At 67.7% G+C, this 25,057-nt stretch carries 24 protein-coding genes and 5 tRNA genes; 23 read left to right on the forward strand and 6 right to left on the reverse strand.

The window, feature by feature from the left end; genetic code table 11:
* Window positions 1-7: 7 nt before the first annotated feature.
* The gene (locus tag AC5P9N_RS08825) at window positions 8-433 is read left to right on the forward strand and encodes a type IV pilin protein (protein ID WP_005408861.1); all 426 of its coding nucleotides are present in this window, start codon (window positions 8-10) and stop codon (window positions 431-433) included.
* Window positions 434-480: 47 nt separating this feature from the next.
* Window positions 481-557 (forward strand) — tRNA-Asn (locus AC5P9N_RS08830).
* 48 nt (window positions 558-605) lie between these two features.
* Here AC5P9N_RS08830 and AC5P9N_RS08835 read toward each other — a convergent pair.
* Window positions 606-1,142 carry a GspH/FimT family pseudopilin gene (locus AC5P9N_RS08835; RefSeq protein ID WP_262204977.1) on the reverse strand — a complete coding sequence of 179 codons (537 nt, stop codon included), beginning with the start codon at window positions 1,140-1,142 and terminating at the stop codon, window positions 606-608.
* Window positions 1,143-1,271: 129 nt separating this feature from the next.
* Between AC5P9N_RS08835 and uvrB the strand changes: the two genes are divergently transcribed.
* The 3 genes from uvrB to AC5P9N_RS08850 all read left to right on the forward strand — a co-directional run bounded on the left by uvrB (window position 1,272) and on the right by AC5P9N_RS08850 (window position 3,651).
* A complete protein-coding gene (gene uvrB, locus AC5P9N_RS08840) occupies window positions 1,272-3,296 on the forward strand; it encodes an excinuclease ABC subunit UvrB (RefSeq protein WP_005408863.1) in 2,025 nt (674 codons plus the stop codon).
* Window positions 3,297-3,403: 107 nt separating this feature from the next.
* A tRNA-Val gene (locus AC5P9N_RS08845) sits at window positions 3,404-3,478 on the forward strand.
* A gap of 98 nt (window positions 3,479-3,576) precedes the next feature.
* Window positions 3,577-3,651: transfer RNA gene (locus AC5P9N_RS08850), tRNA-Val, on the forward strand.
* A 94-nt stretch (window positions 3,652-3,745) separates the two neighbouring features.
* Here the strand turns inward: AC5P9N_RS08850 and AC5P9N_RS08855 are convergent.
* From AC5P9N_RS08855 to AC5P9N_RS08865, 3 genes are all read right to left on the reverse strand, one after another.
* The gene (locus tag AC5P9N_RS08855) at window positions 3,746-4,078 is read right to left on the reverse strand and encodes a hypothetical protein (RefSeq protein ID WP_005408864.1); all 333 of its coding nucleotides are present in this window, start codon (window positions 4,076-4,078) and stop codon (window positions 3,746-3,748) included.
* 257 nt (window positions 4,079-4,335) lie between these two features.
* Window positions 4,336-4,524: a hypothetical protein gene (locus tag AC5P9N_RS08860; protein WP_005408865.1), complete on the reverse strand. Its 189-nt coding sequence runs from the start codon at window positions 4,522-4,524 to the stop codon at window positions 4,336-4,338.
* Between the two features lie 112 nt (window positions 4,525-4,636).
* Window positions 4,637-5,206, reverse strand: a complete 570-nt coding sequence (locus tag AC5P9N_RS08865; RefSeq protein WP_005408866.1) for a TlpA family protein disulfide reductase — start codon at window positions 5,204-5,206, stop codon at window positions 4,637-4,639.
* A gap of 162 nt (window positions 5,207-5,368) precedes the next feature.
* Between AC5P9N_RS08865 and AC5P9N_RS08870 the strand changes: the two genes are divergently transcribed.
* On the forward strand, window positions 5,369-5,509 hold the full coding sequence (locus AC5P9N_RS08870; protein WP_005408867.1) for a hypothetical protein: 141 nt from the start codon (window positions 5,369-5,371) through the stop codon (window positions 5,507-5,509).
* Between the two features lie 42 nt (window positions 5,510-5,551).
* Here AC5P9N_RS08870 and AC5P9N_RS08875 read toward each other — a convergent pair whose 3' ends face one another.
* On the reverse strand, window positions 5,552-5,836 hold the full coding sequence (locus AC5P9N_RS08875) for a hypothetical protein (RefSeq protein WP_005408868.1): 285 nt from the start codon (window positions 5,834-5,836) through the stop codon (window positions 5,552-5,554).
* Between the two features lie 30 nt (window positions 5,837-5,866).
* Complete coding sequence (locus AC5P9N_RS08880; protein WP_049397610.1) at window positions 5,867-6,634, reverse strand: MipA/OmpV family protein; 768 nt, start codon at window positions 6,632-6,634, stop codon at window positions 5,867-5,869.
* Window positions 6,635-6,779: 145 nt separating this feature from the next.
* Between AC5P9N_RS08880 and AC5P9N_RS08885 the strand changes: the two genes are divergently transcribed.
* The 17 genes from AC5P9N_RS08885 to AC5P9N_RS08965 all read left to right on the forward strand — a co-directional run bounded on the left by AC5P9N_RS08885 (window position 6,780) and on the right by AC5P9N_RS08965 (window position 25,055).
* Complete coding sequence (locus tag AC5P9N_RS08885) at window positions 6,780-7,451, forward strand: response regulator transcription factor (protein ID WP_005408870.1); 672 nt, start codon at window positions 6,780-6,782, stop codon at window positions 7,449-7,451.
* Window position 7,452: 1 nt separating this feature from the next.
* Window positions 7,453-8,796, forward strand: a complete 1,344-nt coding sequence (locus AC5P9N_RS08890) for a sensor histidine kinase (protein ID WP_005408871.1) — start codon at window positions 7,453-7,455, stop codon at window positions 8,794-8,796.
* A gap of 59 nt (window positions 8,797-8,855) precedes the next feature.
* On the forward strand, window positions 8,856-11,255 hold the full coding sequence (locus AC5P9N_RS08895; protein WP_099484731.1) for a DNA internalization-related competence protein ComEC/Rec2: 2,400 nt from the start codon (window positions 8,856-8,858) through the stop codon (window positions 11,253-11,255).
* Window positions 11,256-11,258: 3 nt separating this feature from the next.
* The gene (locus tag AC5P9N_RS08900) at window positions 11,259-11,921 is read left to right on the forward strand and encodes a MotA/TolQ/ExbB proton channel family protein (protein ID WP_005412819.1); all 663 of its coding nucleotides are present in this window, start codon (window positions 11,259-11,261) and stop codon (window positions 11,919-11,921) included.
* A 3-nt stretch (window positions 11,922-11,924) separates the two neighbouring features.
* Window positions 11,925-12,347: an ExbD/TolR family protein gene (locus AC5P9N_RS08905; RefSeq protein ID WP_004152323.1), complete on the forward strand. Its 423-nt coding sequence runs from the start codon at window positions 11,925-11,927 to the stop codon at window positions 12,345-12,347.
* The gene (gene msbA, locus AC5P9N_RS08910) at window positions 12,344-14,092 is read left to right on the forward strand and encodes a lipid A export permease/ATP-binding protein MsbA (protein WP_005412820.1); all 1,749 of its coding nucleotides are present in this window, start codon (window positions 12,344-12,346) and stop codon (window positions 14,090-14,092) included. The genes AC5P9N_RS08905 and msbA overlap by 4 nt, the downstream gene beginning before the upstream one ends.
* Window positions 14,092-15,111, forward strand: coding sequence for a tetraacyldisaccharide 4'-kinase (gene lpxK / locus AC5P9N_RS08915; protein WP_060380511.1), 1,020 nt, complete (start codon window positions 14,092-14,094; stop codon window positions 15,109-15,111). The genes msbA and lpxK overlap by 1 nt, the downstream gene beginning before the upstream one ends.
* Window positions 15,112-15,185: 74 nt before the next feature.
* Entirely contained in the window at window positions 15,186-15,959 is a 774-nt protein-coding gene (kdsB, locus tag AC5P9N_RS08920; protein ID WP_060380512.1) for a 3-deoxy-manno-octulosonate cytidylyltransferase, read from the forward strand.
* Entirely contained in the window at window positions 15,956-16,444 is a 489-nt protein-coding gene (locus tag AC5P9N_RS08925) for a low molecular weight protein-tyrosine-phosphatase (protein WP_099474854.1), read from the forward strand. Before kdsB ends, AC5P9N_RS08925 begins: the two co-directional genes overlap by 4 nt.
* Window positions 16,441-17,853 carry a hypothetical protein gene (locus tag AC5P9N_RS08930; RefSeq protein ID WP_005412824.1) on the forward strand — a complete coding sequence of 471 codons (1,413 nt, stop codon included), beginning with the start codon at window positions 16,441-16,443 and terminating at the stop codon, window positions 17,851-17,853. Before AC5P9N_RS08925 ends, AC5P9N_RS08930 begins: the two co-directional genes overlap by 4 nt.
* Window positions 17,850-19,694 (forward strand): excinuclease ABC subunit UvrC, encoded by a 1,845-nt coding sequence (gene uvrC, locus AC5P9N_RS08935; protein WP_005408879.1) that lies wholly within the window; start codon window positions 17,850-17,852, stop codon window positions 19,692-19,694. The genes AC5P9N_RS08930 and uvrC overlap by 4 nt, the downstream gene beginning before the upstream one ends.
* An 18-nt stretch (window positions 19,695-19,712) precedes the next feature.
* Window positions 19,713-20,339 carry a CDP-diacylglycerol--glycerol-3-phosphate 3-phosphatidyltransferase gene (gene pgsA, locus AC5P9N_RS08940; RefSeq protein WP_012510614.1) on the forward strand — a complete coding sequence of 209 codons (627 nt, stop codon included), beginning with the start codon at window positions 19,713-19,715 and terminating at the stop codon, window positions 20,337-20,339.
* 235 nt (window positions 20,340-20,574) lie between these two features.
* Window positions 20,575-20,650 (forward strand) — tRNA-Gly (locus AC5P9N_RS08945).
* A 138-nt stretch (window positions 20,651-20,788) separates the two neighbouring features.
* Window positions 20,789-21,895 carry an NAD(P)/FAD-dependent oxidoreductase gene (locus AC5P9N_RS08950; protein WP_049459966.1) on the forward strand — a complete coding sequence of 369 codons (1,107 nt, stop codon included), beginning with the start codon at window positions 20,789-20,791 and terminating at the stop codon, window positions 21,893-21,895.
* 115 nt (window positions 21,896-22,010) lie between these two features.
* A tRNA-Gly gene (locus AC5P9N_RS08955) sits at window positions 22,011-22,086 on the forward strand.
* A 369-nt stretch (window positions 22,087-22,455) separates the two neighbouring features.
* Window positions 22,456-23,919 (forward strand): efflux transporter outer membrane subunit, encoded by a 1,464-nt coding sequence (locus tag AC5P9N_RS08960; RefSeq protein WP_060380151.1) that lies wholly within the window; start codon window positions 22,456-22,458, stop codon window positions 23,917-23,919.
* Window positions 23,916-25,055, forward strand: coding sequence for an ABC transporter permease (locus tag AC5P9N_RS08965; protein WP_060380152.1), 1,140 nt, complete (start codon window positions 23,916-23,918; stop codon window positions 25,053-25,055). Before AC5P9N_RS08960 ends, AC5P9N_RS08965 begins: the two co-directional genes overlap by 4 nt.
* Window positions 25,056-25,057 lie beyond the last annotated feature (2 nt).

Raw genomic sequence — 25,057 nt, forward strand, 5'->3', positions numbered from 1 at the left:
CATGCCCATGAGCCTGAACACTCTTTCCCGTACCCTGCGTCGTCCCGGCAAACAGCACGGTTTCTCCCTCATCGAACTGATGATCGTGGTGATCGTGCTCGGCATCCTGGCCGCGATTGTCGTTCCGTCGTACCAGCAGTACATCCGCCAGTCGCACCGGGGCGTGGCCAAGGCGGACCTGGTGGAATACGCGCAGCGTGCTGAGCGCTACTACTCGGTGAACAACACCTACTCGGGCTTCGCGCTGCCCAGCAAGGTGTCGCCGCGCGAGGGCGGGACCACACGGTACGCGATCACGTTCGATGGCAAGGCGTCCTCGTTCACGCTGACTGCGACGCCCCAGGGCAACCAGACCAAGGACAGCTGCGGGACGCTGAGCGTGGACCAGGCCAACCGCAAAACGGCCAGCGGCACGGTTTCCGATTGCTGGTAAATCAGGTGTTGATCTTCCTCTGAACGCCCAGTACAATGCGCCTCCCCGCCCGAATAGCTCAGCCGGTTAGAGCACTTGACTGTTAATCAGGGGGTCGTTGGTTCGAGTCCAACTTCGGGCGCCAGATACTCCAAAAGCCGCGAGAAATCGCGGCTTTTGTCGTTTTGGCCCGTCAGCAGGGAAGGGTGCGGTCGACACGCTCGCTGCGGATGCGGCCGCCGTTGTTGATGACCAACCTGCCATGCAGCCGGTCTCCTGCGCAGATGCGCAGCGTCAGATTGGCACCGGGACTGCGCCCGTCAGGCTGGAAGAACAGCAGCGGCCGTCCACCGCTGGCCTGGGCGACGATGGCGATGTCGGTCCGGCCTTGATGGTGGATCAGGATGTCCTGGGCGGATGCTGGTGTCCCCCGGTGCCTGCCGCTGCGATAGATGATCCACCCTGCGCTCCAGTCGCGGGAGCACTGCTCACCGTCGTCGCTGGCGCACAGCCCGATCAGTTCGCGGCGCTTCAGGGCCTTGCTTCTGGCGCTGGAAAGACTGGCATGCAGGGTCAGCTGCAGGGCGTCGGCGCGTTGCCGCAACAGCACCGGGCGCAGGGCCGGCCAGCCCACGGCCAGCAGAACGGAAAGGATGGCGATCACCACCAGCATCTCGACCAGATGCATGCCGCGTGATGCTGAACGACAGTGGGCGGGAGTGCGATGCATGGCATCAAGCCTCGCGCCGCAGCGGGACGGCCGCCATCAGGCACTGCCGCGCCCGCCTGCCCGGAAAGCCCTCAGCCGGCCGTCACCCCTTGCCCCGTATACTTGTCCTTCCCGGGAACTGGCAACACCATGAGCGACCGTTTCGAACTCGTCTCGCCGTATTCGCCGGCGGGCGACCAGCCTGATGCCATCGCGAAGCTGACCAGCAACTTCGAGGCGGGCATCGCCAAGCAGACCCTGCTGGGCGTCACCGGCTCGGGCAAGACCTACACCATCGCCAACGTCATCCAGAACGTGCAGAAGCCGACGCTGATCATGGCACCGAACAAGACGCTGGCGGCGCAGCTGTATGGTGAGTTCAAGGCGTTCTTCCCGCACAACGCAGTCGAGTATTTCGTCAGCTACTACGACTACTACCAGCCGGAGGCCTACGTGCCTTCGTCGGACACCTTCATCGAGAAGGACAGTTCGATCAACGAGCACATCGAGCAGATGCGGCTGGCCGCGACCAAGACCCTGCTGTCGCGCCCGGATGCGATCGTGGTGGCCACGGTGTCGGCGATCTATGGCCTGGGTGCGCCGGAGGACTACCTGTCGCTGCGCCTGATCCTGTCCAAGGGTGAGCGCATCGACCAGCGCGACCTGATCAATCACCTGACCCAGCTGCAGTACACGCGCAATGAGTACGAGCTGCAGCGCGGCACGTTCCGCGTGCGTGGCGAAGTGATCGACGTGTTCCCGGCCGAGTCGGACAGCGAAGCGCTGCGCATCGAGCTGTTCGACGGCGAGGTCGAGAAGATCACCCTGTTCGACCCGCTCACCGGTGAGACGATGCGCAACATGCAGCGTTTCACCGTCTACCCCAAGACCCACTACGCCACTACCCGCGAGCGCGTGCTGGCCGCGGTGGAAACGATCAAGGTGGAGTTGAAGGAGCGGCTTGAGCAGCTGTACGCGGAAAACAAGCTGGTGGAGGCGCAGCGCCTGGCACAGCGCACGCAGTTCGACATCGAGATGATGGCCGAGGTCGGGTTCTGCAACGGTATCGAGAACTACTCGCGGCACCTGACCGGCAAGAACGCCGGCGAGCCGCCACCGACGCTGTTCGACTACCTGCCGCCGGACGCGCTGCTGGTCATCGACGAATCGCACGTGACCATTCCGCAGATCGGCGCCATGTTCAAGGGCGATCGCTCGCGCAAGGAGACCCTGGTCGAGTTCGGATTCCGCCTGCCGTCGGCACTGGACAACCGACCGCTGCGTTTCGAGGAATGGGAGGCGCGTTGCCCGCGCGCGATCTACGTGTCCGCCACGCCGGGCCCGTATGAGTACCGCGAGGCCGGCGACGAGATCACCGAGCTGGTGGTGCGCCCGACAGGCCTGATCGATCCGGTGGTGGAGATCCGCCCGGTGGGCACCCAGGTCGACGACCTGATGAGCGAGGCCAACGCGCGCATCAAGGCCGGTGACCGAGTGCTGGTCACCACGCTGACCAAGCGCATGGCCGAGAACCTCACCGAATACCTGACCGAACACGGTATCCGCGTGCGTTACCTGCACTCGGACGTGGATACGGTCGAGCGCGTGGAGATCATCCGCGACCTGCGCCTGGGCAAGTTCGATGTGCTGGTGGGCATCAACCTGCTGCGCGAAGGCCTGGACATGCCCGAGGTGTCGCTGGTGGCGATCCTCGACGCCGACAAGGAAGGCTTCCTGCGCTCCACCGGTTCGCTGATCCAGACCATCGGCCGCGCCGCCCGCAATGTGCGCGGCAAGGCGATCCTGTATGCGGACAAGGTGACCCGCTCGATGCAGGCAGCGATCGACGAGACCGACCGCCGCCGCGCCAAGCAGGTCGAGTACAACGAAGAACATGGCATCGTGCCGCGCTCGGTGGCGCGCCCGATCGTCGACGTCCTCGAAGGTGCGCGTTCGGATGCGGCGGAGAAGGAAGCCAAGAAGGGCAAGGGCAAGGGCAGGGCGGGTGTTGCCGAGGACGGAGCCGATTACCGTTCGCTCGGTCCGGCCCAGCTGGCGGCGCGTCTCAAGGCGCTCGAACAGCAGATGTACCAGCACGCCAAGGACCTGGAATTCGAGGATGCCGCACGGGTGCGTGACCAGATCCGGCAGCTGAAGGAAGCGAGTCTGGGCTGAACGCGGCGGTGCAGCATCTTCTTCACAAAAGTGTTGCGCTTCACGGCCGGCATCCGTAATATACGCGGCCTGCACCGACGCAATCGCGGACGTTCAGAAGCAAAAACGGGCGGTTAGCTCAGCGGTAGAGCACTACCTTGACATGGTAGGGGTCACAGGTTCGAACCCTGTACCGCCCACCACGAAGTCTCCGGAAGGAGGCTGTCGTGAACTGAAGAGCCCGGCCCTGGCGCCGGGTTTTTACGTAGCAGGGCCAGCTTTCGGGCGGCAGGAACAAGATGGGCGGTTAGCTCAGCGGTAGAGCACTACCTTGACATGGTAGGGGTCACAGGTTCGAACCCTGTACCGCCCACCACCTGGCTCCCGGCATTGCCGGTGCAGCGGTGGATCACGATGAAAGCCGGCCCTGTGCCGGCTTTTTCGTTTGCGACGGTCGCCGGTGCCCCAGGTCAGCGCTGGGCAACCCATTCGTCGATGCTGATCATGCGCTGCAGCCGCCAGTGCCCGTCCACGCGTTCCCAGACCTGCGCGAAACGTGCTGAACCGGCCTGATGCTGCTGGCCGCCTGCAGGCAGGCGCTGGTTGCCCACGCGCAGCACGCGGTCCTGGCGTAGCCGGTACAACTGCAGGGCCGTCGGCTCCGGTGTCTGGTCATGTGCCGGGGGCACGCCCGCCTGCCCGACGTCGGCCTGCAGGATCTGGCTGCGCAGGGAGGCATCCCCGGCGTCGGCATCGCGGCCGAACAGGCCAGCGCACAACAGCAGCAGGGCAAGCATCGGCATGGCACGGTGCTCCGGAGAAGGGAGTCCAGCGTGGCACTGCCCCCCGCACTGTGAAACCGGTATGCGACGAAAGCCGGAAAAGCGCCCGCCAAGTCGCTGCGGGAAGGATGAATCCGGGCCAGGAAGTGCCGGGCCGCGCTTCAAGGCGGCCCGGCGTGGTGGGCCACTGCGGGGTGGCCCGGTCATGGCCGCGGCGCTGGCTCAGCTCCGCGGCGGGTGTGGCAGGTCAGCGATGCCGACCCCATGCACGGATCCGGTTACAACGGATCGCAGCACAGCAGCTGGCCGTGCTTGCCCGCGTTGCCGAACGGGCACTGCGGGTGTGGTTCGCAGCCCGGTGCATATCCGGTCTTGGGCGAGACGGCGAAGGCCTGGCTGGCGCCGAAGGCCATGGCCGCGACAACGACGATACCGGCGACGGACGAAAGCACTTTCTTTCCGATCATGTGTATCTCCTTGGTTGGCGTTGTGGAGTTGCAGTTGCCGAAGGCACGGGAGTGCCGGTTGTGGCGCGAATGCGGTAACAGGGGGCCGCGACGCAATGCGCGGCACGCGGGATCAGGGCAGCGCCGGCTTCGGTGCGAGCGACGCGACGGCAGCCTGCACGACCTGGGCGTCGAGCTGGCCGACATGCTTGTAGGCAACGCGGCCATCGGCAGCCAGCACCATCAGCATCGGCGTGACGGTGGCGCGATAGCGCGTGGACGCGGCGGCTTCGTTGTCGATGGCGATCGGGAAGCGCAGTGCATGTTTGCCGGCGTAGTCCGCCAGCTGGTCGTATGGCGGCATGCCGACACCGACCAGTTCGCTGTTGCCGCGGGCCGCAGCGATCTGTTGCAGCTGCGGTACCGAGGCCAGGCAGTAGCGGCATGCGGTGGAGAAGAAATAGAGGATCTGCGGAACCTCGCGGGCACCGCCGATATCGACGAAGGTCTGCTGCGTGGTGCGCAGCGCCAGCGCATCCGGGCGACTACCCAGTTCGAGGCCATGTGCTGCAAGACGCATGTCCTGCAGCTGCGTGGCCATCTGCTCATTGATCTGCCGCAGCTGGCGGTTCTGCCATCCGAGCGCGATGACCAGCACGGACAGCAGCAGGGCGACAACGGGGAACAGGACGCGCTTGAGCATCGATCATCCTTGAACACAGCGTTGGGTCGAACATACCCGAACTGGCGCGCAGGTTGTTAAGCGGATGTTCCCGGCACATCCTCCGACGGAGCGCATGTACTAGAGTTGTGCCCGCGCAGGCATGCGTGCATGCCCTCCACCCATCCCCAGGATCTTTCAACGATGAGCGATCATGTGCCGGTTTCCAGGCCCAATCCGTTCTTTGAACTGCTGTTCGGCGGCAACATGCTGGAAGGTACGTTCAAGGCAGTGATCTGGGTCGCCCTGTTGTCCGCTGTGCTGGCCTGGACCACGTTCCGCTGAGCGGGGGCGCGGCACTGCCGCCGCGTTGCGGCAGGCCGGTGCTCAGGCGCTGAAGGCCTGGCGCAGGCTGCGCAGGGTGGCCTGCCGGTGCTCTTTCGCGCTGGCCTCGCCCATCTCCAGTTCCTGCAGGCGCAGCCCGACCAGGGTCATCGAAAGCGCGTATCCCCGGGCTGCGTCGGCAACGCGCGACTGGCCGAGCGCGCGACGTGCAAGCGCGCTTACGTGCTCAAGGTCGGGCATCAGGCCAAGGTAGACGCGTTCGGCGCTGTCCAGATCGGGGGCTCGCAGGATCGCGTGTGCTTCGGAGGTGGGGGAGACGGAGGCCATGGGGAGTCCTTGTCCGTAGCGGGTGCTCGTTCAGAACGAGCGCATCAGGGAAATGAAGGCCGATGACTGAGTGCCGCGTCGTGCCATCGGGCTGTCCTTTACTGCATCGCCGAACCACTGGTTGGCGACCACGCCGGTCGCGCGCCACTTCGTGCCCAGCGGCGTGCTGACCGCGATCTGCAGGCTCGGTGATGTCGCGCTGCCCGGGTTGTAGGCGGCAAGTCCCGAGCGCAGCGCTTCCTCATCGCTGATGCCGTAGTAGTAATCCAGCAAGCGTGCGCTGGAGTGGACCACGCCGACCTTCGGGACCCAGGTGAAGCGACCCGCCTGGATCGGATAGCTGTAGTGCAGGCGCGACTCCATGCCACCTCCGTGCCCGGTGACCTCGCGCATCACGCTGGCCTCGACGATGCCCCAGTCGGCGCTGTATTCACCATTGATGCCGGCCATGGCGGACATCTGCCGGCTGTGCAGGCGACGCAGCTGAGGATCGTTCACGTCGTCGGTCTTGAAGCGCAGCGTGTAGGGCGTGACCGCCGCCGACAGGCGCAGGCCCTCGCGCTTGTACAGGTACATGCCCAGCGAGCCCGGGCTGGCGAAGAAGCGCTGGCCCTGCCAGGCAATGGACGGGACCACCAGTGGCTTGACGTCGTAGTGCGCATACGCGCCCGAGGTCGCGCCAGCACTGATGCCGGCCTGTACGCCCGGGTTGCTGTCGGCGGCCTGCGCGAACACCGGCAGGCCAAAGGCAGCGGAGAACAGCAGCGGGCGCAGCAGGGTCGAGGGCAGTGGCGGCATCGGTCAACGACGTTGCGGAGGATGGCTGCGCATGATGGGGGAGCAACATTGTCAGAACATTGCGTCGGCGCATCCGGCAGGCCGAAGCGGAAAAAGTGGGCGCCAGGCACTATGATCGGCACCGTTTCCGGTAGCCGAGCCCCCGATGCGCATCCTCCTGGTCGAAGACGATCCTGACCTGTCCCGTGCCCTGCAATCGGGGCTGGAGCGGCAGGGCGTGGTCGCCGATGTGGTTGGTTGCCTGGCCGAAGCGGCCATCGCGCTGCGCGAACCGGTGCACCAGCTGATGCTGCTCGACCGCCAGTTGCCTGATGGCGATGGCGCTGGCTTCGTTGCCGTTGCGCGGGCCCTGCGTCCGAACCTGGCGGTGATCATGCTGACGGCCAAGGGCACGCTGTCGGACAAGGTCGAGGGCCTGGATGTCGGCGCCGATGACTATCTGGTCAAGCCGGTGGCGATCGAGGAACTGATGGCGCGCATCCGTGCGGTCTCGCGACGGCCCTCGGCAATGGTGACACCACGCTTGCGACTGGGCCGGCTGGAGTTCGATTTCGAATCGCTGCAGGCGCAGGTCGATGGCCAGCTGCTGGCGCTGCCCCGGCGCCAGGTGCTGGTGCTGCAGGCGCTGGCGATGCGGCAGGGGCGTACCGTCACCCGCAGTGCACTGGAGGCGGCGGTGTACGGCTTCGATGACGAGATCCAGTCCAATGCACTGGACGCGCATATCTCCAAGTTGCGCAAGGCGCTGCAACAGGCCGGGGCCGGCGTGGAGATCCATGTGATCCGCGGCGTCGGCTACCTGCTGGCGGAGGCCTGAGATGGCACGCCCGATCCGTTCCATCACCCTGGGCCTGGCCTGGCGCCTGTTCCTTGCGCAGGCGTTCACCGTGCTGTTCGCGGTGGTCGCGCTGATCCTGACCTGGGGTGACAAGGACTCCTGGGGCATGGACATGTTCACGGCCGAGGCGGTGGCCAAAGCCGTGCACAGCGAAGGCGGCCGGCTGGAACTGGACCAGGCGCGCTGGGACAAGCTCAATGCCGGGGCCGGCGGCAACCTCTGGTTCGCGGCGGTTGATGACAGGGGCACGTGGCTGGAGCGCGGCACGATTCCTGCGGTCCACGCGCCATTGCTGGCACGCTTGCCGACAGTGGGCGCCACCGAACTGGGTTCACTGGTGCCACCCTATCTGGACGTGGCGCGGGTGATGATCCGCAACGAGGATGGACGCCGCATCACGGTGATGGTCGGTGGTGCTCCAAAGGGCGGGTTGCTGGATGGCGCGCTGATGGTGCTGCGCCTGATCGGCCTGTGGTTCTTCCTGCCGTTGATCGTGGTCACGCTGCTGGTGATGCCGACGGTGATCCATCGCGCGATGCGCGGCGTGCGCCGCTCCGCGCAGCAGGCCAAGGAACTGGACATCGGCCAGCCGGGCGCGCGCCTGGATGCGCAGCTGGTGTCCACCGAGGTCGCACCACTGGTGGAAGCGTTCAACGATGCGATCGACAAGGTGCAGCAGGGCTATGCAGCGCGCGACAAGTTCCTCGCCGATGCCGCGCATGAGCTGCGCGTACCGATCGCGGTGGTGCAGGCGCGCCTGTCGCAGCTGCCGCAGGGTGAACTGAAATCGCAGTTGCTGACCGACGTCGCCCGCCTCGGCAACGTGGCTGAGCACCTGCTCGACCTGCAGCGTCTCGATCGCAATGTCGGCGCGCTGCAGCGGCTGGACCTGGCGTTGCTGGTGCGCGAGGCGGCCGCCGATCTGGCGCCGCTGGTGGTCGGCGCCGGTTATGGCTTCGAGGTGGATGCGCCGGAGTCGCCCGTGTGGATCCATGGCGACAGCCTGGCGCTGGGGCGGGTGATCGCCAACCTGGTGCACAACGCCATCGTCCATGGCGGCGGGCGCGGCACGATCTGCGTGCGCCTCGATGCACGCGGCCTGCTGGAGGTCAGCGACCAGGGCGCCGGCATTCCGGTCGGCGACCGCGAAGCGATCTTCGAGCCCTTCCACCGCCTGCGTGCAGCCGGCAGCGGCAGTGGCCTGGGCCTGCACCTGGTGAAGGAAATCGTGCAGCACCACGGTGGCTCGGTCAGCGTTGGCGAAGCGGCTGGCGGCGGCGCCAGCTTCAGAGTCAATTTCCACCGCGGTACCGTACGGCGCTGACAGGCGCACGGGGAAAGGCCCGATAGGCAGCCTGCGGCCTCCAGCGGCAGGCTGGGGAAATGGTTCCCGATCGATCCGCCCCGGCCCTGTTTGGCTTTGGCTGCGCTGCAGGCCTGGTGCTGGGGGCGCTGGCCTGCGTGCAGATGCCGATGTTGCTGCCGCTGTGGCTGAGTGTGCCGATGGCGATCGCCGGCGCCGGCGGCTGGCTGTTGCCCTGGCGCGGCCGTGCCTGGTCCGCGTCCCTGCTCGGCCTGGCCTGGGCAACGGTGCACGGGCACTGGGTCCTGCATGGCCAGCTGCCACCCGGCGCGCCACCGCAGGATGTGCAGGTGCGGGGCCGGGTGGCCGACCTTCCCCGGCAGGGGCCCGGCTACACGCGTTTCGTGCTGCATGTCGAAGATGCCGGCGCGCTGCCATCGCTGCGTGGCAAGCGCCTGCAGGTGACCTGGAACGATCCGTGGCGCGGATCGCCGGCGCACGAGGCGGAGGGCGGGCGCCATGCGGTTCGCGCAGGATCGCATTGGCAGTTGTCGCTGCGCGTGCGCGCGCCACGCTCGCGGATCAATCCCGGCGGCTTCGATGGCGAGCGCCACGCCGTGCTGCGGGGCATCTCCGGCAATGCCTCGGTGCGTGATCCGGCCCGTGCGCGGGAGTGGCTGCCGGCGCAGGGCCTGCAGGCCTGGCGGGAACGCAGCAGTGCGGCGATCGCCGTGCAGGTGGCACATCCTGCCGCGCGGTTCGTGCAGGCGCTGGCACTGGGCGATACCCGTGGCCTGTCCGATGCCGACTGGGAACACCTGCGCGCGCTGGGCCTGACCCATCTGGTCGCCATCTCCGGTTTCCACGTGGGCGTGGTGGCTGGCTTCGGTGTACTGCTGTGCCGCTTGTGGTGGTGGCTGTGCCCGTTGCTGGGACGGTACTGGCCACGGCCGCAGGCCGCCGCATGGGGAGCGGCGCTGGCCGCAGCCACCTATGCCGTGGCGGCGGGTGGTGCGCTGCCGACGGTGCGCGCAGCGCTGATGATCGGGCTGGTCGCACTGGCCAGGGCCGGGCGTCGCCCGGTGGGCGCAGGGCAGGGGCTGGCGTTGGCCGCGATGGTGATGCTGTTGCCTGCGCCGCTGTCGGTGCTCTCGGCTGGATTCTGGCTGAGCTTCGGTGGCGTGCTGTGGCTGCTCTGGTGCCTGCCGAGGACGGGGCCGGAGGGAATCGGTGGCGGGCTGCGCGGGTTCCTTGCCGCGCAGGGTGTTGCCAGCCTTGGGCTGCTGCCGCTGTGCATCGCCTTGTTCGGCGGGACCGCGCGGCTGGGGCCGCTGGTCAACCTGCCGATCATCCCGTGGTGGACAATGCTGGTTGTTCCGCTGTCGCTGCTCGGTACCGGCCTGCACGTGCTGCATGACGGCGCAGGGCGTTGGGCCTGGCGTGCCGCGGCCTGGCTGTTCGAGCTCAGCTGGGGGGCCCTGCAGCCGTTGGCGCTGCATCCGCAGGCGATGTGGTGGCTGGCCGAGGCGCCGCGCTGGGCGCTACCCGTGGCCTTGCTGGGCGTGTTCTGGTGGCTGCTGCCGCGCGGCGCCGGCGGTGGCCTGGCGGGCCTGCTGCTGTCCCTGCCGCTGCTGTGGCCGGCCCGGCATGCACCGGCCGCGGGGGAACTGGAGCTGCTGGTGCACGATGTCGGCCAGGGCACGGCGGTGCTGGTGCGCACGGCACGGCACGCGCTCTGGTACGACGTGGGGCCGCCGACTGGCGGCGAGGGCAACGAACGCATCCTGGTCCCGGCCCTGCGCGCGCTCGGCCAGGGGCCGCCCCGGCAGGTGATGCTCAGCCATGACCACCTGGATCACACCGGCAGCCTGCCCAGCCTGCGACGGCAGTTGCCCGGGCTGCAGCTGCTGGCGCCACCGGGCAGCGCCATCGGCGGCGCCACGCCCTGCCAGCAGGGGATGCGCTGGGAGTGGGACGGGGTTGATTTCCAGGTCCTGCACCCGGCGCCGGGCAGCCGGCAAGCCGAAAACGAGGACAGCTGCGTGCTGCGCATCGCCAGCCGTCACGGCGTGGTCCTGCTGCCGGGTGACATCGGTCGACCGGCCGAGGGGGCGCTGCTGCAGGCGTACCCGCACGCGCTGAGGGCGGACGTGGTACTGGTGCCGCACCATGGCAGCGGCGGCAGCTCCAGTGCGCCGTGGGTTGCGGCGGTGGCGCCGCGGCTGGCGGTGGTCTCGGCCGGGCACCGGAACCGCTTCGGCCACCCGCGCCAGGAGGTGGTCCAGCGCTGGCAGGCGCAAGGCGCGGAGGTGCTGGCCACGGCCGACTCCGGGGCGATCCGCGTATGGCTTGGCGCACAAGGCCTGCAGCTGCGTGAACAGCGCATCCATGCATCCCGGTGGTGGGATGCCGCTGGGCGGGCGCGGTCGGCTGCTATCCTATCGCCGATCGAACAAGCGGCCGTTGGGCCGGAGGGTTGAAACGTGTGGGAACTGGTCAAGGCCGGTGGCTGGCCGATGGTGCCGCTGCTGCTGTTGGGCGTACTGGCTTTGGCGATCATCCTGGAGCGTTTCTGGTCCCTTCGGCGGACTGAAGTGCTGCCGCCCGGCCTCGGCCAGGAAGTGCGCAACTGGGCCGCCCGCGGCAAGCTCGACCCGGCCCACCTGCAGACCCTGCGGGCGAACTCGCCGCTGGGCGCGCTGCTGGCTGCCGCACTGGAAGCCCGCAACCGCCCGCGCGACCAGATCCGCGAGCGCATCGAAGACACCGGCCGCCACCTGGTACACCGCATGGAGCGATTCCTGAACGCACTGGGCACCATTGCCTCGGCCGGCCCGCTGCTGGGCCTGCTCGGCACGGTGATCGGCATGATCCAGATGTTTCTGGGCATCCTCGACCACGGCGTGGGCGACGTGAACCAGCTGGCTGGCGGCATCGGCAAGGCGCTGGTGTGCACGGCCACCGGCATGATCGTGGCGATCCCGGCGCTGATGTTCCATCGCTACTTCAAGGGCCGCATCCACGGCTACGTGGTGGAGATGGAGCAGGAAGCCAGCGCCCTGCTGGATACGCTCGACGGCCGCCCCGGGGTGATGAACCCGGCCCCGGCCGCGCGCCAGTCCGGCGCCGCCACGGCGAAGGCCTGATCGATGCGTATCGGCAACGACCGATCCCAGGATGAGCCGCATATCGACCTGGTGCCGCTGATCGACGTCATCCTGGTGCTGATCATCTTCTTCGTGGTCACCACCACCTTCGACGCGCGTTCGACGCTGCAGGTGCAGTTGCCGACCGCCAGCCAGCAGCAGACCAACGAGCCGCCGCGCTCGCTCAGCGTGCTGATCAACGCCGAAGGCCGTTACTTCATCAACGACCAGGAAGTGCTGCGCAGCGACGTAGAGTCGGTCAAGCAGACCATCGCCGCCGTGGCCGGCAGCGATCGCGAGCAGACCGTGCTGCTGCGTGCCGACGCACGCACTCCCTACCAGGCCGTGGTGACCGCGCAGGACGCGCTGGGTCAGCTCGGCTTCCGCCGTATTGCCATTGCAACAGCACCCGAGGTGCGTCCATGAGTTCCAATCACGCGCCGGTGTGGCCGATCTACAAACGTCTGCTGGGGTACACCCGCGCCTACTGGGTGTTCATGGTGGCCGCGGTCATCGCCATGGTGGTCGAAGCCCTGGCGGGCTACCACTTCACCAAGTTGATGGAGCCGCTGGTCAACCGCGGTTTCGTCAACCCGGAACCGCGCATGGCGGTGATCCTGCCGCTGACCATCCTGGGCCTGTTCCTGATGCGCAGCGTCGCCACCTGGGTGAGCGACTACGCGCTGGCCAAGACCGGCCGCAGCGTGGTGCGCGACCTGCGCGAACAGGTGCTGGCCAAGTACCTGCACCTGCCGTCCTCGCATTTTGATACCGAAGCGACGCCGGTGATGGTCAGCCGCCTGAACTTCGATACCGAACAGGTCACCCAGGCCAGTGCCGACGCACTCAAGACCGTGGTGGCCGACACCCTGACCATCATCGCCATGCTGGCGGTAATGCTGCAGATGAGCGTGAAGGTCACCGTGGCGATGCTGGTGGTGGTACCGCTGATCGGCGTGATCGTGTCCTACGTGGGCAAGCGCTACCGCCGCATCAGCCGTGGCATCCAGGATGGCATGGGTTCGATGGCGCAGACCGCCGAACAGTCGCTGGCGGCGCAGCAGGAAGTGAAGGTGCACGGCACCCAGCAGCATGAGATCTCGCGCTACTCACGCCTGGCCAACCGCATGCTGTCGCTGAACATGAAGGTGGAAGTCACCCGTGCTGCCGCCTCCAGCGTGGTGCAGTTCCTGGCCGCGCTGGCGCTGGCGGTGATTGTCTGGGTGTCGACGCGTGAAGCGCTGGCCGGTCGCCTCAACGCCGGCCAGTTCATGGGCCTGATGACCTCGATGATGGCCATCATTCCTTCGCTGCGCCGCCTGACCAGCGTGCAGACCTCGATCTCGCGCGGCGTGGCCGCCGCAGAGCGCCTGTTCGGCATCCTCGACATGCAGGTCGAGCGTGACGAGGGCCGCAACAGCGTGCAGCGCGTACGCGGCGAACTGGCCTTCGACCACGTCATGCTGCGCTACCGCGAGGACAGCGGCATTGCCCTGGACGACATCAGTTTCGTTGCCAAGCCCGGCACGGTCACCGCCATCGTGGGTCGTTCCGGCAGTGGCAAGACCAGCCTGATCCGGCTGGTGCCGCGCTTCTATGAGCCCAGCGGTGGTGTGATCACCCTCGATGGCGTCGCGCTGGATGACTATCCGTTGGCCGACCTGCGTCGGCAGGTGGCGATGGTCGGGCAGAAGGTCATGCTGTTCGATGACACCATCGCGGCCAACATCGCCTATGGCATGGAAGCGAGCGAGGAACAGATCCGTGCGGCGGCCGAAGCGGCCAATGCGTGGGAGTTCATCGCGCGCATGCCGCAGCAGCTGCAGACCCCGGTCGGCGAGAACGGCGCGCTGCTGTCCGGCGGCCAGCGCCAGCGCCTGGCGATCGCCCGCGCGATCCTGCGTGACGCGCCGATCCTGATCCTCGACGAAGCCACTGCCGCGCTGGACAACGAATCCGAGCGACTGGTGCAGGATGCGCTGCAGCGCCTGATGCCCGAACGCACCACGCTGGTCATCGCGCACCGCCTGTCGACCATCGAGCATGCCGATCAGGTGCTGGTGATGGACCACGGCCGCATCGTTGAACGGGGTACCCACAAGGAGCTGCTTGCCATGGGTGGCCTGTACCAGCATCTGCACAGCATGCAGTTCCGCGAAAGGCAGGACTGATGGCTGGCAAGGGTACCCAGACCCCGCCGTACTGGTACGACGGCAGCCCGGTTCCGTGGGCGATGCGCCTGCTGGCGCCGCTGTATGCCGGCGTCACCGCGCTGCGCCGCCGTGCCTACCGGCGCGGATGGCGCAAGCGCTACGCGCTGCCGGTGCCGGTCATCGTGGTTGGCAACATCACCGCCGGCGGCACCGGCAAGACGCCGCTGACCATCGCCCTGGTCGAGCGCCTGCGTGGGGCCGGCTGGAAGCCGGGCGTCGCCAGCCGTGGCTATGGCCGTGAAGACGCTGACAAGCCGCTGTGGGTGCAGGCCGACACGCCGACCGCCAAGGGCGGTGACGAACCGGTGCTGATCGCCTGGAAGACCGGCGTGCCGGTGCGCGTGGACGCCGACCGCGTGGCCGCAGGCAGGGCACTGATCCAGGCCGGCTGCGATGTGATCGTCTGCGATGACGGCCTGCAGCACTACCGGCTGGCGCGCGACATCGAGATCGAAGTGGTCGATGCCCAGCGGCGCTACGGCAACGGCCGGATGATTCCCGCCGGACCGCTGCGCGAGCCGGTCAGCCGTGCCGGCGAATGCGATTTCCGCGTGGTCAACCTGGGCCAGGCCGATGAGGAAAGCGCGGCACAGGCCTGCGGTTTCGGCCAGTGGCCGATGGCCCTGCACATCGACAGTGCGCAGCCGCTGGCCGGTGGCCGCGCGCGCCCGTTGTCGTACTTCAAGGGCCAGCGTGTTCATGCGGTGGCCGGCATCGCCCATCCGCAGCGCTTCTTCGACATGCTGCGCGCGCGTGGCATCGGCGTGGTGCCGCACGCCTTTGCCGACCACCAGGCCTACCAGCCGCAGGACCTGTCCTTCGGCAGCCAGCTGCCGGTGCTGATGACCGAGAAGGATGCGGTGAAATGCCGCGCGTTCGGCAACGATTGGCATTACGCGGTGCCGTTGCGTGCCGAGCTGCCTGCCGCGTTCTGGGTGGCGCTGACCGACCGCCTGGACAAGCTGCGACCGAACTGAGCGGCGTGGCGGCGCTTGCATTCACGCGCCGCCGGCCGCATCCCCGTTGTAACGAGCCTGCCGAGTATCGCCCCATGACCGAATTCGTCGTCGCCATTCCGGCCCGCTATGCCGCCTCGCGGCTGCCGGGCAAGCCGCTGCGCCTGCTGGGTGGTGAGCCGCTGGTGCTGCACGTGGCGCGCCGCGCGCTGCAGGCCGGCGCTGGCGAGGTCTGGGTCGCTACCGACGATCAACGCATCGCCGACGCGCTGTCCGGGCTGGCCGAGGTGAAGGTGGCCATGACCGCCACCTCGCATGCCTCCGGTACCGACCGCCTGGCCGAGTGCGCGCGCATCGCCGGCTGGGCCGACGACACCGTGGTGGTCAACCTGCAGGGTGATGAACCGTTCGCGCCGGCTGCGGGAATCCGTGCGGTGGCCCAGGCGCTGGCTGAAGGCAATGCACCGATGTCGACCCTGGCGACCGCCGTGGAGGATGCAGAAACCCTGTTCGATCCGAACGTGGTCAAGCTGGTGCGCAACGTGCGCAACGAGGCGATGTACTTCAGCCGCGCGCCGATTGCCTGGCACCGCGATGGCTTCGCGCGCAGCCGCGAGGTTCTGCCGGAAGGGCATGCCTGGCTGCGCCACATCGGCATCTACGGCTACCGCGCGGGTTTCCTGCAGCAGTTCGCGGCGATGCCCCCGGGCCGGCTGGAGCAGGTCGAATCGCTGGAGCAGCTGCGCGTGCTCGAGTCCGGCTACCCGATCAGCGTGGCGATCTCGCCTGAACCATTCCCGGCGGGCATCGACACGCCCGAGGACCTGGAGCGCGCCGAAGCACTGCTGCAGACGTTGGCTGCCCGATGAAGCTGCTGGTCGTCTGCCTCGGCAACATCTGCCGTTCGCCGATGGCCGAAGGCGCGCTCCGCGCACGCCTGGACGCTTCGCCACTGGCGGGGCGCGTGCAGGTGGATTCGGCCGGCACCGGTGACTGGCATGTGGGCGAGCCGCCGGACCGGCGTGCGATCGCCTGCGCGGCGGGGCACGGCGTGGACATCGGCGGCCTGCGTGCGCGCCAGCTGCACGCCGCTGATTTCGACCGCTTCGACTGGATCCTGTGCGCCGACGAGGCGAACCTGCGGGACGCGGGACGCTTGGTGGCACCCGCCCAGCGTGAGCGGCTGGCGCTGTACCTGCCCTGGTCGGGCGGGGAGGGGCAGGCGGCCATCCCGGATCCCTACACCGGCGGCAGCGATCACTTCGAACAGGTCTGGACGCTGGTCGACAATGCTGCAAAACGTGCAGTGGCACGACTGTTGCATGGCGCCGACTCCGGCATAATCGGGCCATGAACGTCCAGCCCGTCCCGGACCTGCCCGAGTTCGCCACCTGGCTCAATGCCGCCCCCTGTACCCTGACCGAACTGCGCGGTCGGCCGGTGGCGCTGTTGTTCGTCAACGCCGCTTCTGCCTGGAGCGCGCAGCGCCTGGCCGAGTTCAGTCAATGGCTGTCGCGTCACCCTGGCATGCTGCAGCCGCTGGTCCTGCAGGTACCCCGCTTCGATTTCGAGCGTGACGCCGGCGCCGCACTCAAACTGCTGCGCCGCCAGGGGCTGTCAATGCCGGTCCTGCTCGATGCCGACTGGGATGGCTGGCGTCGCTTCGGCATCACATCGTGGCCGACCGTGGTGCTGTTGGACGCGCAGGGTCGCGAGCAGCAACGGCTGGTCGGGCTGGGGGCTCCGGGAGAGCTTGAGCGTGCGTTGAATGCGCTGTGCCACGGTGCGCCGTCGGCACCGCCGCGCGGCGGTACCGAGCTGCATCCGGAGCCGCGGCAGGCCCTGCGTTTTCCGCTGGGCCTGGCGGTCAGCACCGAACGCCTGTACATCGCCGACAGTGGCCATCACCGCATCCTCGAATGCAGCCACGGCGGCCGCATCCTGCGCCAGTTCGGGCTGGGGACGGCCGATTTCATGGACGGCAACCTCGCCGAAGCTGCGTTCCATCGCCCGCAGGCGCTGGTGCTGGAGCGCGACGCGCTGTACGTGGCCGACACCGGCAACCATGCCGTGCGCCGCATCAACCTGCTGACCGGCATCGTCGACACGCTCTGCGGCAATGGCCGCCCCGGTGCGCCGGTGGAGGGCCCGGTAGCACAGGCGCGGCAGGTCTCGCTGGACCACCCGGTCGGCCTCGCCATCGCCGATAACCAGCTGCACATCGCCATGGCCGGCGACAACCGCATCTGGAGCTACCACCTGGGTCAGCGCAGCCTGCAGTGGCGCGCCGGCAGCGGTGCCATCGACGAGCGTGACGGCAGCGGCCATCTGGCCGCGTTTGCTCAACCGACTGCACTGGCCGTGGTGCAGCAGGTGCTGTACGTGGCCGATGCGCTGGGCTCCTCGATCCGTGCACTGCAGCTGCGCGGGGATCTGGTGCAGACGCTGGTCGGGCAGGGCCCCTGGCGTTTCGGTGACGAAGATGGCCCGCGCGCGCAGGCCAGCCTGCAGTTCCCACAGGCGATCGCGCTGAGTCCGGATGCGCCGCTGCTATGGATTGCCGATACCGGCAATGGCCGCCTGCGCACGCTGCGCCTGGGCGGTGGCGAACTGACCACCCAGCCGCTGCCGCGCCGCCTGCACGGCCCGGCCGGGTTGGCCGTGGGTGCCGGTGCGGTGTGGATCGCCGAGACCGATGCCCACGCCGTGCTGCGATTCGATCCCGAAAGCGGCGTGCTCAGCGAAGTGCCGATCAGCGAATGACCGACGTTCCCGCCCCGGCCTTCGACGGCAAGGCCTTCGCGGCCCAGCTCAGTACCGCCCCCGGTGTGTACCGCATGTACGCGGCCGACGACACCCTGCTGTATGTCGGCAAGGCGCGTGCGCTGCGTAACCGCGTCGGCAGCTATTTCAACGGCAGCCCGAAGAATGCGCGGATCATGTCGATGATCTCGCAGATCGTGCGCATGGACGTGACGGTGACGCGCTCGGAAGCCGAGGCGCTGCTGCTGGAAAACCAGCTGATCAAGTCGCTGTCGCCGCGTTACAACGTCTCGCTGCGCGACGACAAGACCTATCCGCATGTGCTGCTGACCCGCGAGGACTGGCCGCGCATCGCGCTGCATCGCGGCCCGCGCGCCATTCCCGGCCGCTATTTCGGGCCGTATCCCGGCGTCACTGCGGTGCGCGAAACGCTGAACCTGATGCACAAGCTGTTCAAGCTGCGCAGCTGCGAGGACAGCGTGTTCCGCAACCGCTCGCGGCCGTGCCTGCAATACCAGATCGGGCGTTGCAGCGCGCCCTGCGTGGAGCTGGTGGCGCCTGCCGAGTACGCCGAATCGGTGCGTCGCGCTGCATTGTTCCTGGAAGGCAAGAGCGACGAACTGACCCGCGAGCTGGGCGAGCAGATGCAGGCCGCCAGCGAGGCACTGGAATTCGAGCAGGCCGCGCGCCTGCGTGACCTGATTTCCTCGCTGCGCAGCATGCAGACCCGCCAGTACGTGGATGGCCGTGCTGCCGACCTGGACGTGCTGGCGGTGGCCATGCAGGGCTCGCAGGCCTGCGTGCTGCTGCTGGCGTTCCGCGATGGCCGCAACCTCGGCACCCGCCCGTTCTTCCCGCGCACCAATGGTGAAGAAAGCCCGGAGGAAGTGCTGGCCGCGTTCGTCTCGCAGTACTACATCGAATTCGAGCCGCCGCGCGAGATCCTGCTGGACCGCGAGATCCCCGATGCCGACCTGCTGGTCGCCGCGCTGTCGGCCTCGGCCGAGCGCAAGGTGCAGCTGAAGTGGAACGTGCGCGGCGAGCGCGCCGGCTACGTGGAACTGGCCAGCCGCAACGCGCAGCTGACCCTGGCCACCGAACTCAACAGCCGCAACGCGCAGCATGCGCGCAGCGACGCACTGCGCGAGATGCTGGGCCTGGCCGAGCCGGTCAAGCGGGTCGAGTGTTTCGATATCAGCCACACCCTGGGCGAGGCTACCGTGGCCTCGTGCGTGGTGTTCGACGCTGCCGGTCCGGTGCGCGCGCAGTATCGCCGCTTCAACATCAGCGGCATCGAGCCGGGCGATGACTACGCCGCAATGCGCCAGGCCATCGACCGCCGCTTCCGCCGTGCGGTGGAAGAGCAGGGCGTGCTGCCGGACGTGCTGCTGATCGACGGCGGCGCCGGGCAGCTGGCGCAGGCCCAGGCCGCACTGGCCGACCTGGGCGTGGAAGGCGTGCTGCTGGTGGGTGTGGCCAAGGGCGTGGAGCGCCGCGCCGGCCATGAAGCGCTGGTGATGCCCGACGGCCGCGAGCTGCGCCCCGGCGCGGCCAACCCGGCGCTGCAGTTCATCCAGCAGGTGCGCGACGAGGCGCACCGCTTCGCCATCACCGGCCACCGCGGCCGCCGGCAGAAGGCGCGGATGACCAGCAAGCTGGAGGACATTCCCGGTATCGGGCCGCGCCGCCGCGCCAGCCTGCTCAAGCATTTCGGCGGCCTGGTGGGCCTGAAAGCCGCTGGCGAAGCGGAAATCGCCAAGGTGGAAGGCATCAATGACGCCCTCGCGGCACGTATCTACGCTAACCTGCACGGGTTGGCCACGCCTGATGCGGCCGAGTAGAGAGAGAAGCACGCAAGCATGAAGTTGACCCTGCCCACCTGGCTGACGTTGTTGCGGATCGTGATGATCCCGGTGCTGGTGCTGGTGTTCTACCTGCCCTACACCTGGACCAACTTCGCTTCGGCGGCGATCTTCGGCCTGGCCGCGATCACCGACTGGCTCGATGGCTGGATCGCACGCCGTTACCAGCTGGAGTCGGCCTTCGGCGCCTTCCTCGACCCGGTCGCGGACAAGCTGATGGTGGCAGTGGCACTGTTCCTGATCGTGCAGGGCCATCCGACGCCGTGGATGGCGTTCTGGGCGGCGGTGATCGTCGGCCGCGAGATCGCGGTGTCGGCGCTGCGCGAATGGATGGCCGAGCTGGGCCAGCGTGCGAAGGTGCGCGTGGCGATGATCGGCAAGGTCAAGACCACCGCGCAGATGGTCGCGCTGCTGTGCCTGCTGTATTCGGTGGCCCCGAACGTGCCGGTGGAAGACATCTGGATGGGCTGGCCGGTGTTCCACATCGGTGACTGGACCCTGGCGATTGCCGCGGTGCTGACCCTGTGGTCGGGACTGCAGTACCTGCACGCCGCCTGGCCGAGCCTGCGCGATGACGAGCGCGCTGCGCGCGAGCGTGCGCGGCAGAAGAAGCTGGGCAACTGAGCCCGGGGTCGGATCCCTTTCTGCAGGAAAGGGCTCTGACCCCACGGTTGCTGCCATCCACGCATGGCGTGGATCTATTGGAAATGCCGCATCCACGGAGGGGGCGGATCCATCAGTTTGCGGAGACGCTGTAGTAGATCCACGCCATGCGTGGATAGGCGGTGCAAGGCGCCTCACAGACCCTGAAAAAAGCGCTTGACGCCATCCTTGGAATAGGTAAAATTTCGCCTCCCAAGCGGGAATAGCTCAGTTGGTAGAGCGCAACCTTGCCAAGGTTGAGGTCGCGAGTTCGAGTCTCGTTTCCCGCTCCAGATTCAAGAGAAACGCTCCCGCAAGGGAGCGTTTTTCGTTTGCGTGTTCCACGCTTCATCCTCACTTCACCGCCACTCCTTCGGCTCACCACGCGGCAGTTCGAAGCTGCATCTCCGACTCTCCACGGCGATGCCGCAATGCCTCACACTCTCTCCGCCTACGACCACGACGTCGTCATCGTCGGCGCCAGCTTCGCCGGTGCCGCCTGCGCACTGGCTGCCGCCCAGTACGGTCTGCGCGTCTGCGTGCTTGAACGCAAGGCCGACCCCGGCGAGCGCCTGCACACCACCGGCATCGTGGTGAAGGAAGCGATGGAGCAGACCTGGCTGGGGCGCATGCCCGAGCATCTGGTGCAGCGGGTCGCAAACGTGCGCCTGTATGCGCCGAACCTGCGCAACGTGTTGCTGGCCGCGCCGGGCTATTACTTCCTCACCACCGATACGCCGAACCTGATGCGCTGGCTGGCCAGCGAGCTGCGCGCGAATGGTGTCGACCTGCGCCTGCAACGGTCTTTCACCGATGCCCATCGCAGTGGTGATGGCTGGCAGGTGGATGGGGCAGGGCGATGCGCCTATCTGGTTGGTGCTGATGGCGCACGCTCACGCGTGGCCCAGCGCACCGGCCTTGGTCAGGTGCGCGACACCCTCTACGGCGTCGAGCGCGAGTTCGCCGGCCTGCAGGTGGCGCAAGGCAATGCGCTGCATTGCTTTGTCAGCAAGCGCTACGCGCCGGGCTACATCGGCTGGGTCGCACAGAATCCGACCGGGCTGCAGGTGGGATTGGCGCTGCGTCATGACCCGCAACAGGTGCGGCCGCCGGATATCGATGGCTTCCTCGACCACGTGCGCGATGTGGTCGGCATTCCGCCTTCGGCGCGTCCCTCGGCCACCCGCGCCGGCTTGGTCCCGTGCGGCCGGCCGGATGGGCCGTTCACCGGCCAACGCGTGATCCTGACCGGCGACGCGGCAGGCATCGTCTCGCCGCTGTCCGCCGGGGGCATCCACTCCTCGTGGCGGCACGGCTGGGCGGTCGGCGAGGCGATTGCCCGCCATCTGCGTGGGCAAGGGCCGGAAGCGGAACGGGTGGCGCGGCGGGTGGCGCCGGCATTCCATGGCAAGCGCCTGCTGCGCTGGGCGATGGACCATCTGCAGGCCGACTGGCCGCTCAATGCACTGCTGCACACGGCGGCCACGCGGCGCATCGCCGAGCAGGTCTACTTCCACCGCCGTGGCCTGCGAACCTGAGGTATCGGTCCTGGGGGCCTGAACGCCTCCCCGAAATGCAGGCGAAAATTCCTGTTGACGCCGTGCAGCAATATCGACACAATAGCGCTCCTTCGACGCAGGTCGAACGAAATCTGCGGGAATAGCTCAGTTGGTAGAGCGCAACCTTGCCAAGGTTGAGGTCGCGAGTTCGAGTCTCGTTTCCCGCTCCAGATTCAAGAAGAACGCTCCCGCAAGGGGGCGTTTTTCGTTTGTCATGACGTTGGCGGCACGGGGCGCTACAGTCGCGCCATGGCGTCGTCATGGCGGGCGTGATATCGGCGGCCTGGCGGGACGATTCCAGCGTTAGTGTCGCAATCGGAATGGCGGGGCGTATCGGTCGTGGGGATGACCGCAGGGGCGGGGCTCGGGGAAGTTGGCAACAAGACGCAATGGCCCGGATGTCGCACCAGCGTTCCGTGCGTCGCATGCAGTGAAAGGCTGGCGAAAGGCCAACGCCATCGTTGCCTGAACCGCATGCGTGTTGTGACCTTTTTCGGACCAATTCTCCATGTTCGCTCCACAATCGCACGGTAGCCTTCATGCTCCTTCTACACGTTGGCGGGCTGGTGGTCAGGCGTATCACTTCAGTGGCAGTGCCCAGGACCGGGCGCGGACTCTCCCTGCAGGCAGTGCTGCGCCCCGGTGCGTTGTTGGCAACCCTGGCCCTGGCCGGCTGCATGTCGGTGCCCGTCCCGGACCTGCCTGATCGCACACCCAGCGCCTGGACCCAGGTACCGCAGGGCCAGGGCGTGGCGGTGGACGCCAGGCAGTGGTGGAAGGTGCTGGCCGACCCGGCGCTGGATGGCCTGGTCGATCAGGCGGTCGCCGGCAATCTCGACCTGCAGCAGGCCACCTTGCGCCTGCAGGCCGTTCGGATCGTCGCTGGCACGTCCGACTCGCGTTTCCTGCCGGAAATCTCCGCCAGCGCCAAGCAGGTGCAGGACGCCGCCGCTGTCGATACCTACTTCCATGCCGGCATTGAAGCGATCTGGGACCTGGGCCTGTTCGGCGCCGCCGAGAGTGCGCAGCTGAGCGCGCAGGCCTCGGCCGGCAATGCCGAGGCGCTGCGCAATGCCGCGCAGGTAGCGGTGATTGCCGACGTGGTGCGCAGCTATCTGGACCTGACCGTGGCGCAGGCCCAGCAGGACCTGCTGGGCCGGCAGCAGACCGTGGATGACCGTGGCGAACAGTTGGCCCTGGTGCGCCAGCGCCTGCGCCTGGATGAGCCCGGCGAACTTGATCGCCTGCGTGCACGCCAGGCCGCGACCCGCGCCGCCATCGCACAGTCGCGGGAAAACGCGGACAACGCGGCCCGCGCGCTGGCATTGCTGCTGGGCCGCGATGGCCCGGATCCGGCCTGGCGCGCCTATCGCACGCCGCCGACGCTGGGCACGTTCTCGCTGCAGCAGGTCCCCGCCGATCTGCTGCGCCATCGGCCGCAGATCCTGCTGGCCGAGTCGGAAGTGATGCAGGCCGCCGCCAGCAAGGGCTCGGCGCGCGCCGCGATGTACCCGCGGATCAGCCTCGGCGGCTCCATTCTGTATGCCTACAACCTCACCCAGAACGCGCGCTCCAATTCCGACTCCAGTCCGTCGATCGGTCCATACGTCGATATTCCGCTGTGGGACTGGGGCCAACGCCGTGCGCGTTTCCATGCCGATGAGAAGCAACTGGACGCCGCGCTGCTCGGGTATCGCAAGGCCGTGCTGGAAGGCGTGAGCGAAGTGGAAGGTGCGCTGGGCAGCCTTGCACGCCAGGACAGCAGCATCCAGTCGCTGCGCGCGGCCAACGATGCCGCCAACCAGCAGGTCAAGCGCCAGGCGCGGCAGGTGCAGCTGGGCCTGTCCAGCGAGTTCGATGGGCTGGACACGCAACGTGCCGCGCTCGCTTCGCAGGCGGATCTGATCGGTGCGCAGGGCGCACGCGTGCTGGCGTTTGCTTCGCTGTACCGCGCCCTTGGCGGCGCACCGCTGCCGGTCGAGGCTGAGGGCGAACCGCAATGATCGCGCTGGCCCGCAAGACCCTGGCCTATGAGTGGCGCCGGTTCCTGCCGGTGGTGCTGGCGATGTGCTTCGCCGGCGTGCTGCTGATCGTGCAGGCGGCGCTGGTGCTGGGCATCTTCGGTACCGCCGCGATCTATGTGAAGGCATCTTCGGCCGATATCTGGGCCGGTTTCCCCGGCACCCAGAGCGTCAACTACGGCCACGCGATCAGCGCCGATGTGGAAAGCCACCTGCGCATGGATCCGGATGTCACCCGCGTCGAACCTTACGAGTGGGTGGATGGCGAATGGCGCTCCAGCGCGCAGGGTACCGGCAACGTGTCGGTGTATCTGTCCGGCATCTCCACCCGCGACGATGCAATGATGTTCGCGCGCATCCTGCCTGCCGACCTGCGTGCACAGCTGCGCGAACCGGGTGCGGTGATCGTCGACAGCGCCGACCTGGATACGCTGGGCGTGGACCTGCAGAACAACCGCGCCTGGATCAATGGCAAGGCCGTGCGCGTGGTTGCCGCGCAGCCGGGCCTGCGTGGCCTTGGTGGTGTCAACGTACTGGCTTCGCTGGATACCGCGCGCGCCATCGCCGGTACCGACCCACATGAGGGCAGTACCTACTTCGTGGCGGGCCTGCGCTCGCCTGACCTGGCCGACCGCGTGCGCGATCGCCTGGCCGCGTCAATGGGCCAGGCTACGCCGGTCGAGTTCTGGACCGCGCCGGAGTTCGCCAGCCGCTCGCAGCAGTACTGGCTGTTCGACACCGGTGCCGGCATCGCGGTGTTGTTCATGGCCGTCATCGTCTGCTTCGTCGGCGCGGTGATCACCAACCAGTCGTTCGCGTCGGTGGTGGCTGGCTCGGTTCGCGAGTACGCCACGCTCAATGCACTCGGCGCCGGTCGCTATGCGCTGGCGCGGGTGGTGTTCGAGCAGGCGTTGCTGATCGGCGGTGTGGGCATGTTGCTGGCGGCGGCCTTCAGTACCGTGGTGCTGCTGATCGCGCAGACCCAGCGCGTGCCGGTGCAGCTGACGCCAATGGTGATCCTTGGCTGTGTTGCCCTGGTTGCGGTGATGGCCATGCTGTCGAGCATCATGGCGGTGCGCAGTGTCGTCCGCTCCGATCCATCGTTGCTGTTGCGTTGAGG

The sequence above is a fragment of the Stenotrophomonas sp. YJH_SMC_6 genome, from assembly GCF_059371335.1.

Coding starts and splice junctions, on each gene's coding strand:
- lpxK (WP_060380511.1), top strand. CDS start 14,092: ATGGCTGGCAAGGGTACCCAGACCCCGCCGTACTGGTACGACGGCAGC.
- AC5P9N_RS08960 (WP_060380151.1), top strand. CDS start 22,456: ATGCTCCTTCTACACGTTGGCGGGCTGGTGGTCAGGCGTATCACTTCA.
- AC5P9N_RS08965 (WP_060380152.1), top strand. CDS start 23,916: ATGATCGCGCTGGCCCGCAAGACCCTGGCCTATGAGTGGCGCCGGTTC.
- AC5P9N_RS08930 (WP_005412824.1), top strand. CDS start 16,441: ATGAACGTCCAGCCCGTCCCGGACCTGCCCGAGTTCGCCACCTGGCTC.
- AC5P9N_RS08925 (WP_099474854.1), top strand. CDS start 15,956: ATGAAGCTGCTGGTCGTCTGCCTCGGCAACATCTGCCGTTCGCCGATG.
- uvrB (WP_005408863.1), top strand. CDS start 1,272: ATGAGCGACCGTTTCGAACTCGTCTCGCCGTATTCGCCGGCGGGCGAC.
- kdsB (WP_060380512.1), top strand. CDS start 15,186: ATGACCGAATTCGTCGTCGCCATTCCGGCCCGCTATGCCGCCTCGCGG.
- AC5P9N_RS08825 (WP_005408861.1), top strand. CDS start 8: ATGAGCCTGAACACTCTTTCCCGTACCCTGCGTCGTCCCGGCAAACAG.
- AC5P9N_RS08865 (WP_005408866.1), bottom strand. CDS start 5,206: ATGCTCAAGCGCGTCCTGTTCCCCGTTGTCGCCCTGCTGCTGTCCGTG.
- AC5P9N_RS08890 (WP_005408871.1), top strand. CDS start 7,453: ATGGCACGCCCGATCCGTTCCATCACCCTGGGCCTGGCCTGGCGCCTG.
- uvrC (WP_005408879.1), top strand. CDS start 17,850: ATGACCGACGTTCCCGCCCCGGCCTTCGACGGCAAGGCCTTCGCGGCC.
- pgsA (WP_012510614.1), top strand. CDS start 19,713: ATGAAGTTGACCCTGCCCACCTGGCTGACGTTGTTGCGGATCGTGATG.
- AC5P9N_RS08835 (WP_262204977.1), bottom strand. CDS start 1,142: ATGCATCGCACTCCCGCCCACTGTCGTTCAGCATCACGCGGCATGCAT.
- AC5P9N_RS08905 (WP_004152323.1), top strand. CDS start 11,925: ATGCGTATCGGCAACGACCGATCCCAGGATGAGCCGCATATCGACCTG.
- AC5P9N_RS08895 (WP_099484731.1), top strand. CDS start 8,856: ATGGTTCCCGATCGATCCGCCCCGGCCCTGTTTGGCTTTGGCTGCGCT.
- AC5P9N_RS08855 (WP_005408864.1), bottom strand. CDS start 4,078: ATGCCGATGCTTGCCCTGCTGCTGTTGTGCGCTGGCCTGTTCGGCCGC.
- AC5P9N_RS08950 (WP_049459966.1), top strand. CDS start 20,789: ATGCCTCACACTCTCTCCGCCTACGACCACGACGTCGTCATCGTCGGC.
- AC5P9N_RS08880 (WP_049397610.1), bottom strand. CDS start 6,634: ATGCCGCCACTGCCCTCGACCCTGCTGCGCCCGCTGCTGTTCTCCGCT.
- AC5P9N_RS08875 (WP_005408868.1), bottom strand. CDS start 5,836: ATGGCCTCCGTCTCCCCCACCTCCGAAGCACACGCGATCCTGCGAGCC.
- AC5P9N_RS08885 (WP_005408870.1), top strand. CDS start 6,780: ATGCGCATCCTCCTGGTCGAAGACGATCCTGACCTGTCCCGTGCCCTG.
- msbA (WP_005412820.1), top strand. CDS start 12,344: ATGAGTTCCAATCACGCGCCGGTGTGGCCGATCTACAAACGTCTGCTG.
- AC5P9N_RS08860 (WP_005408865.1), bottom strand. CDS start 4,524: ATGATCGGAAAGAAAGTGCTTTCGTCCGTCGCCGGTATCGTCGTTGTC.
- AC5P9N_RS08870 (WP_005408867.1), top strand. CDS start 5,369: ATGAGCGATCATGTGCCGGTTTCCAGGCCCAATCCGTTCTTTGAACTG.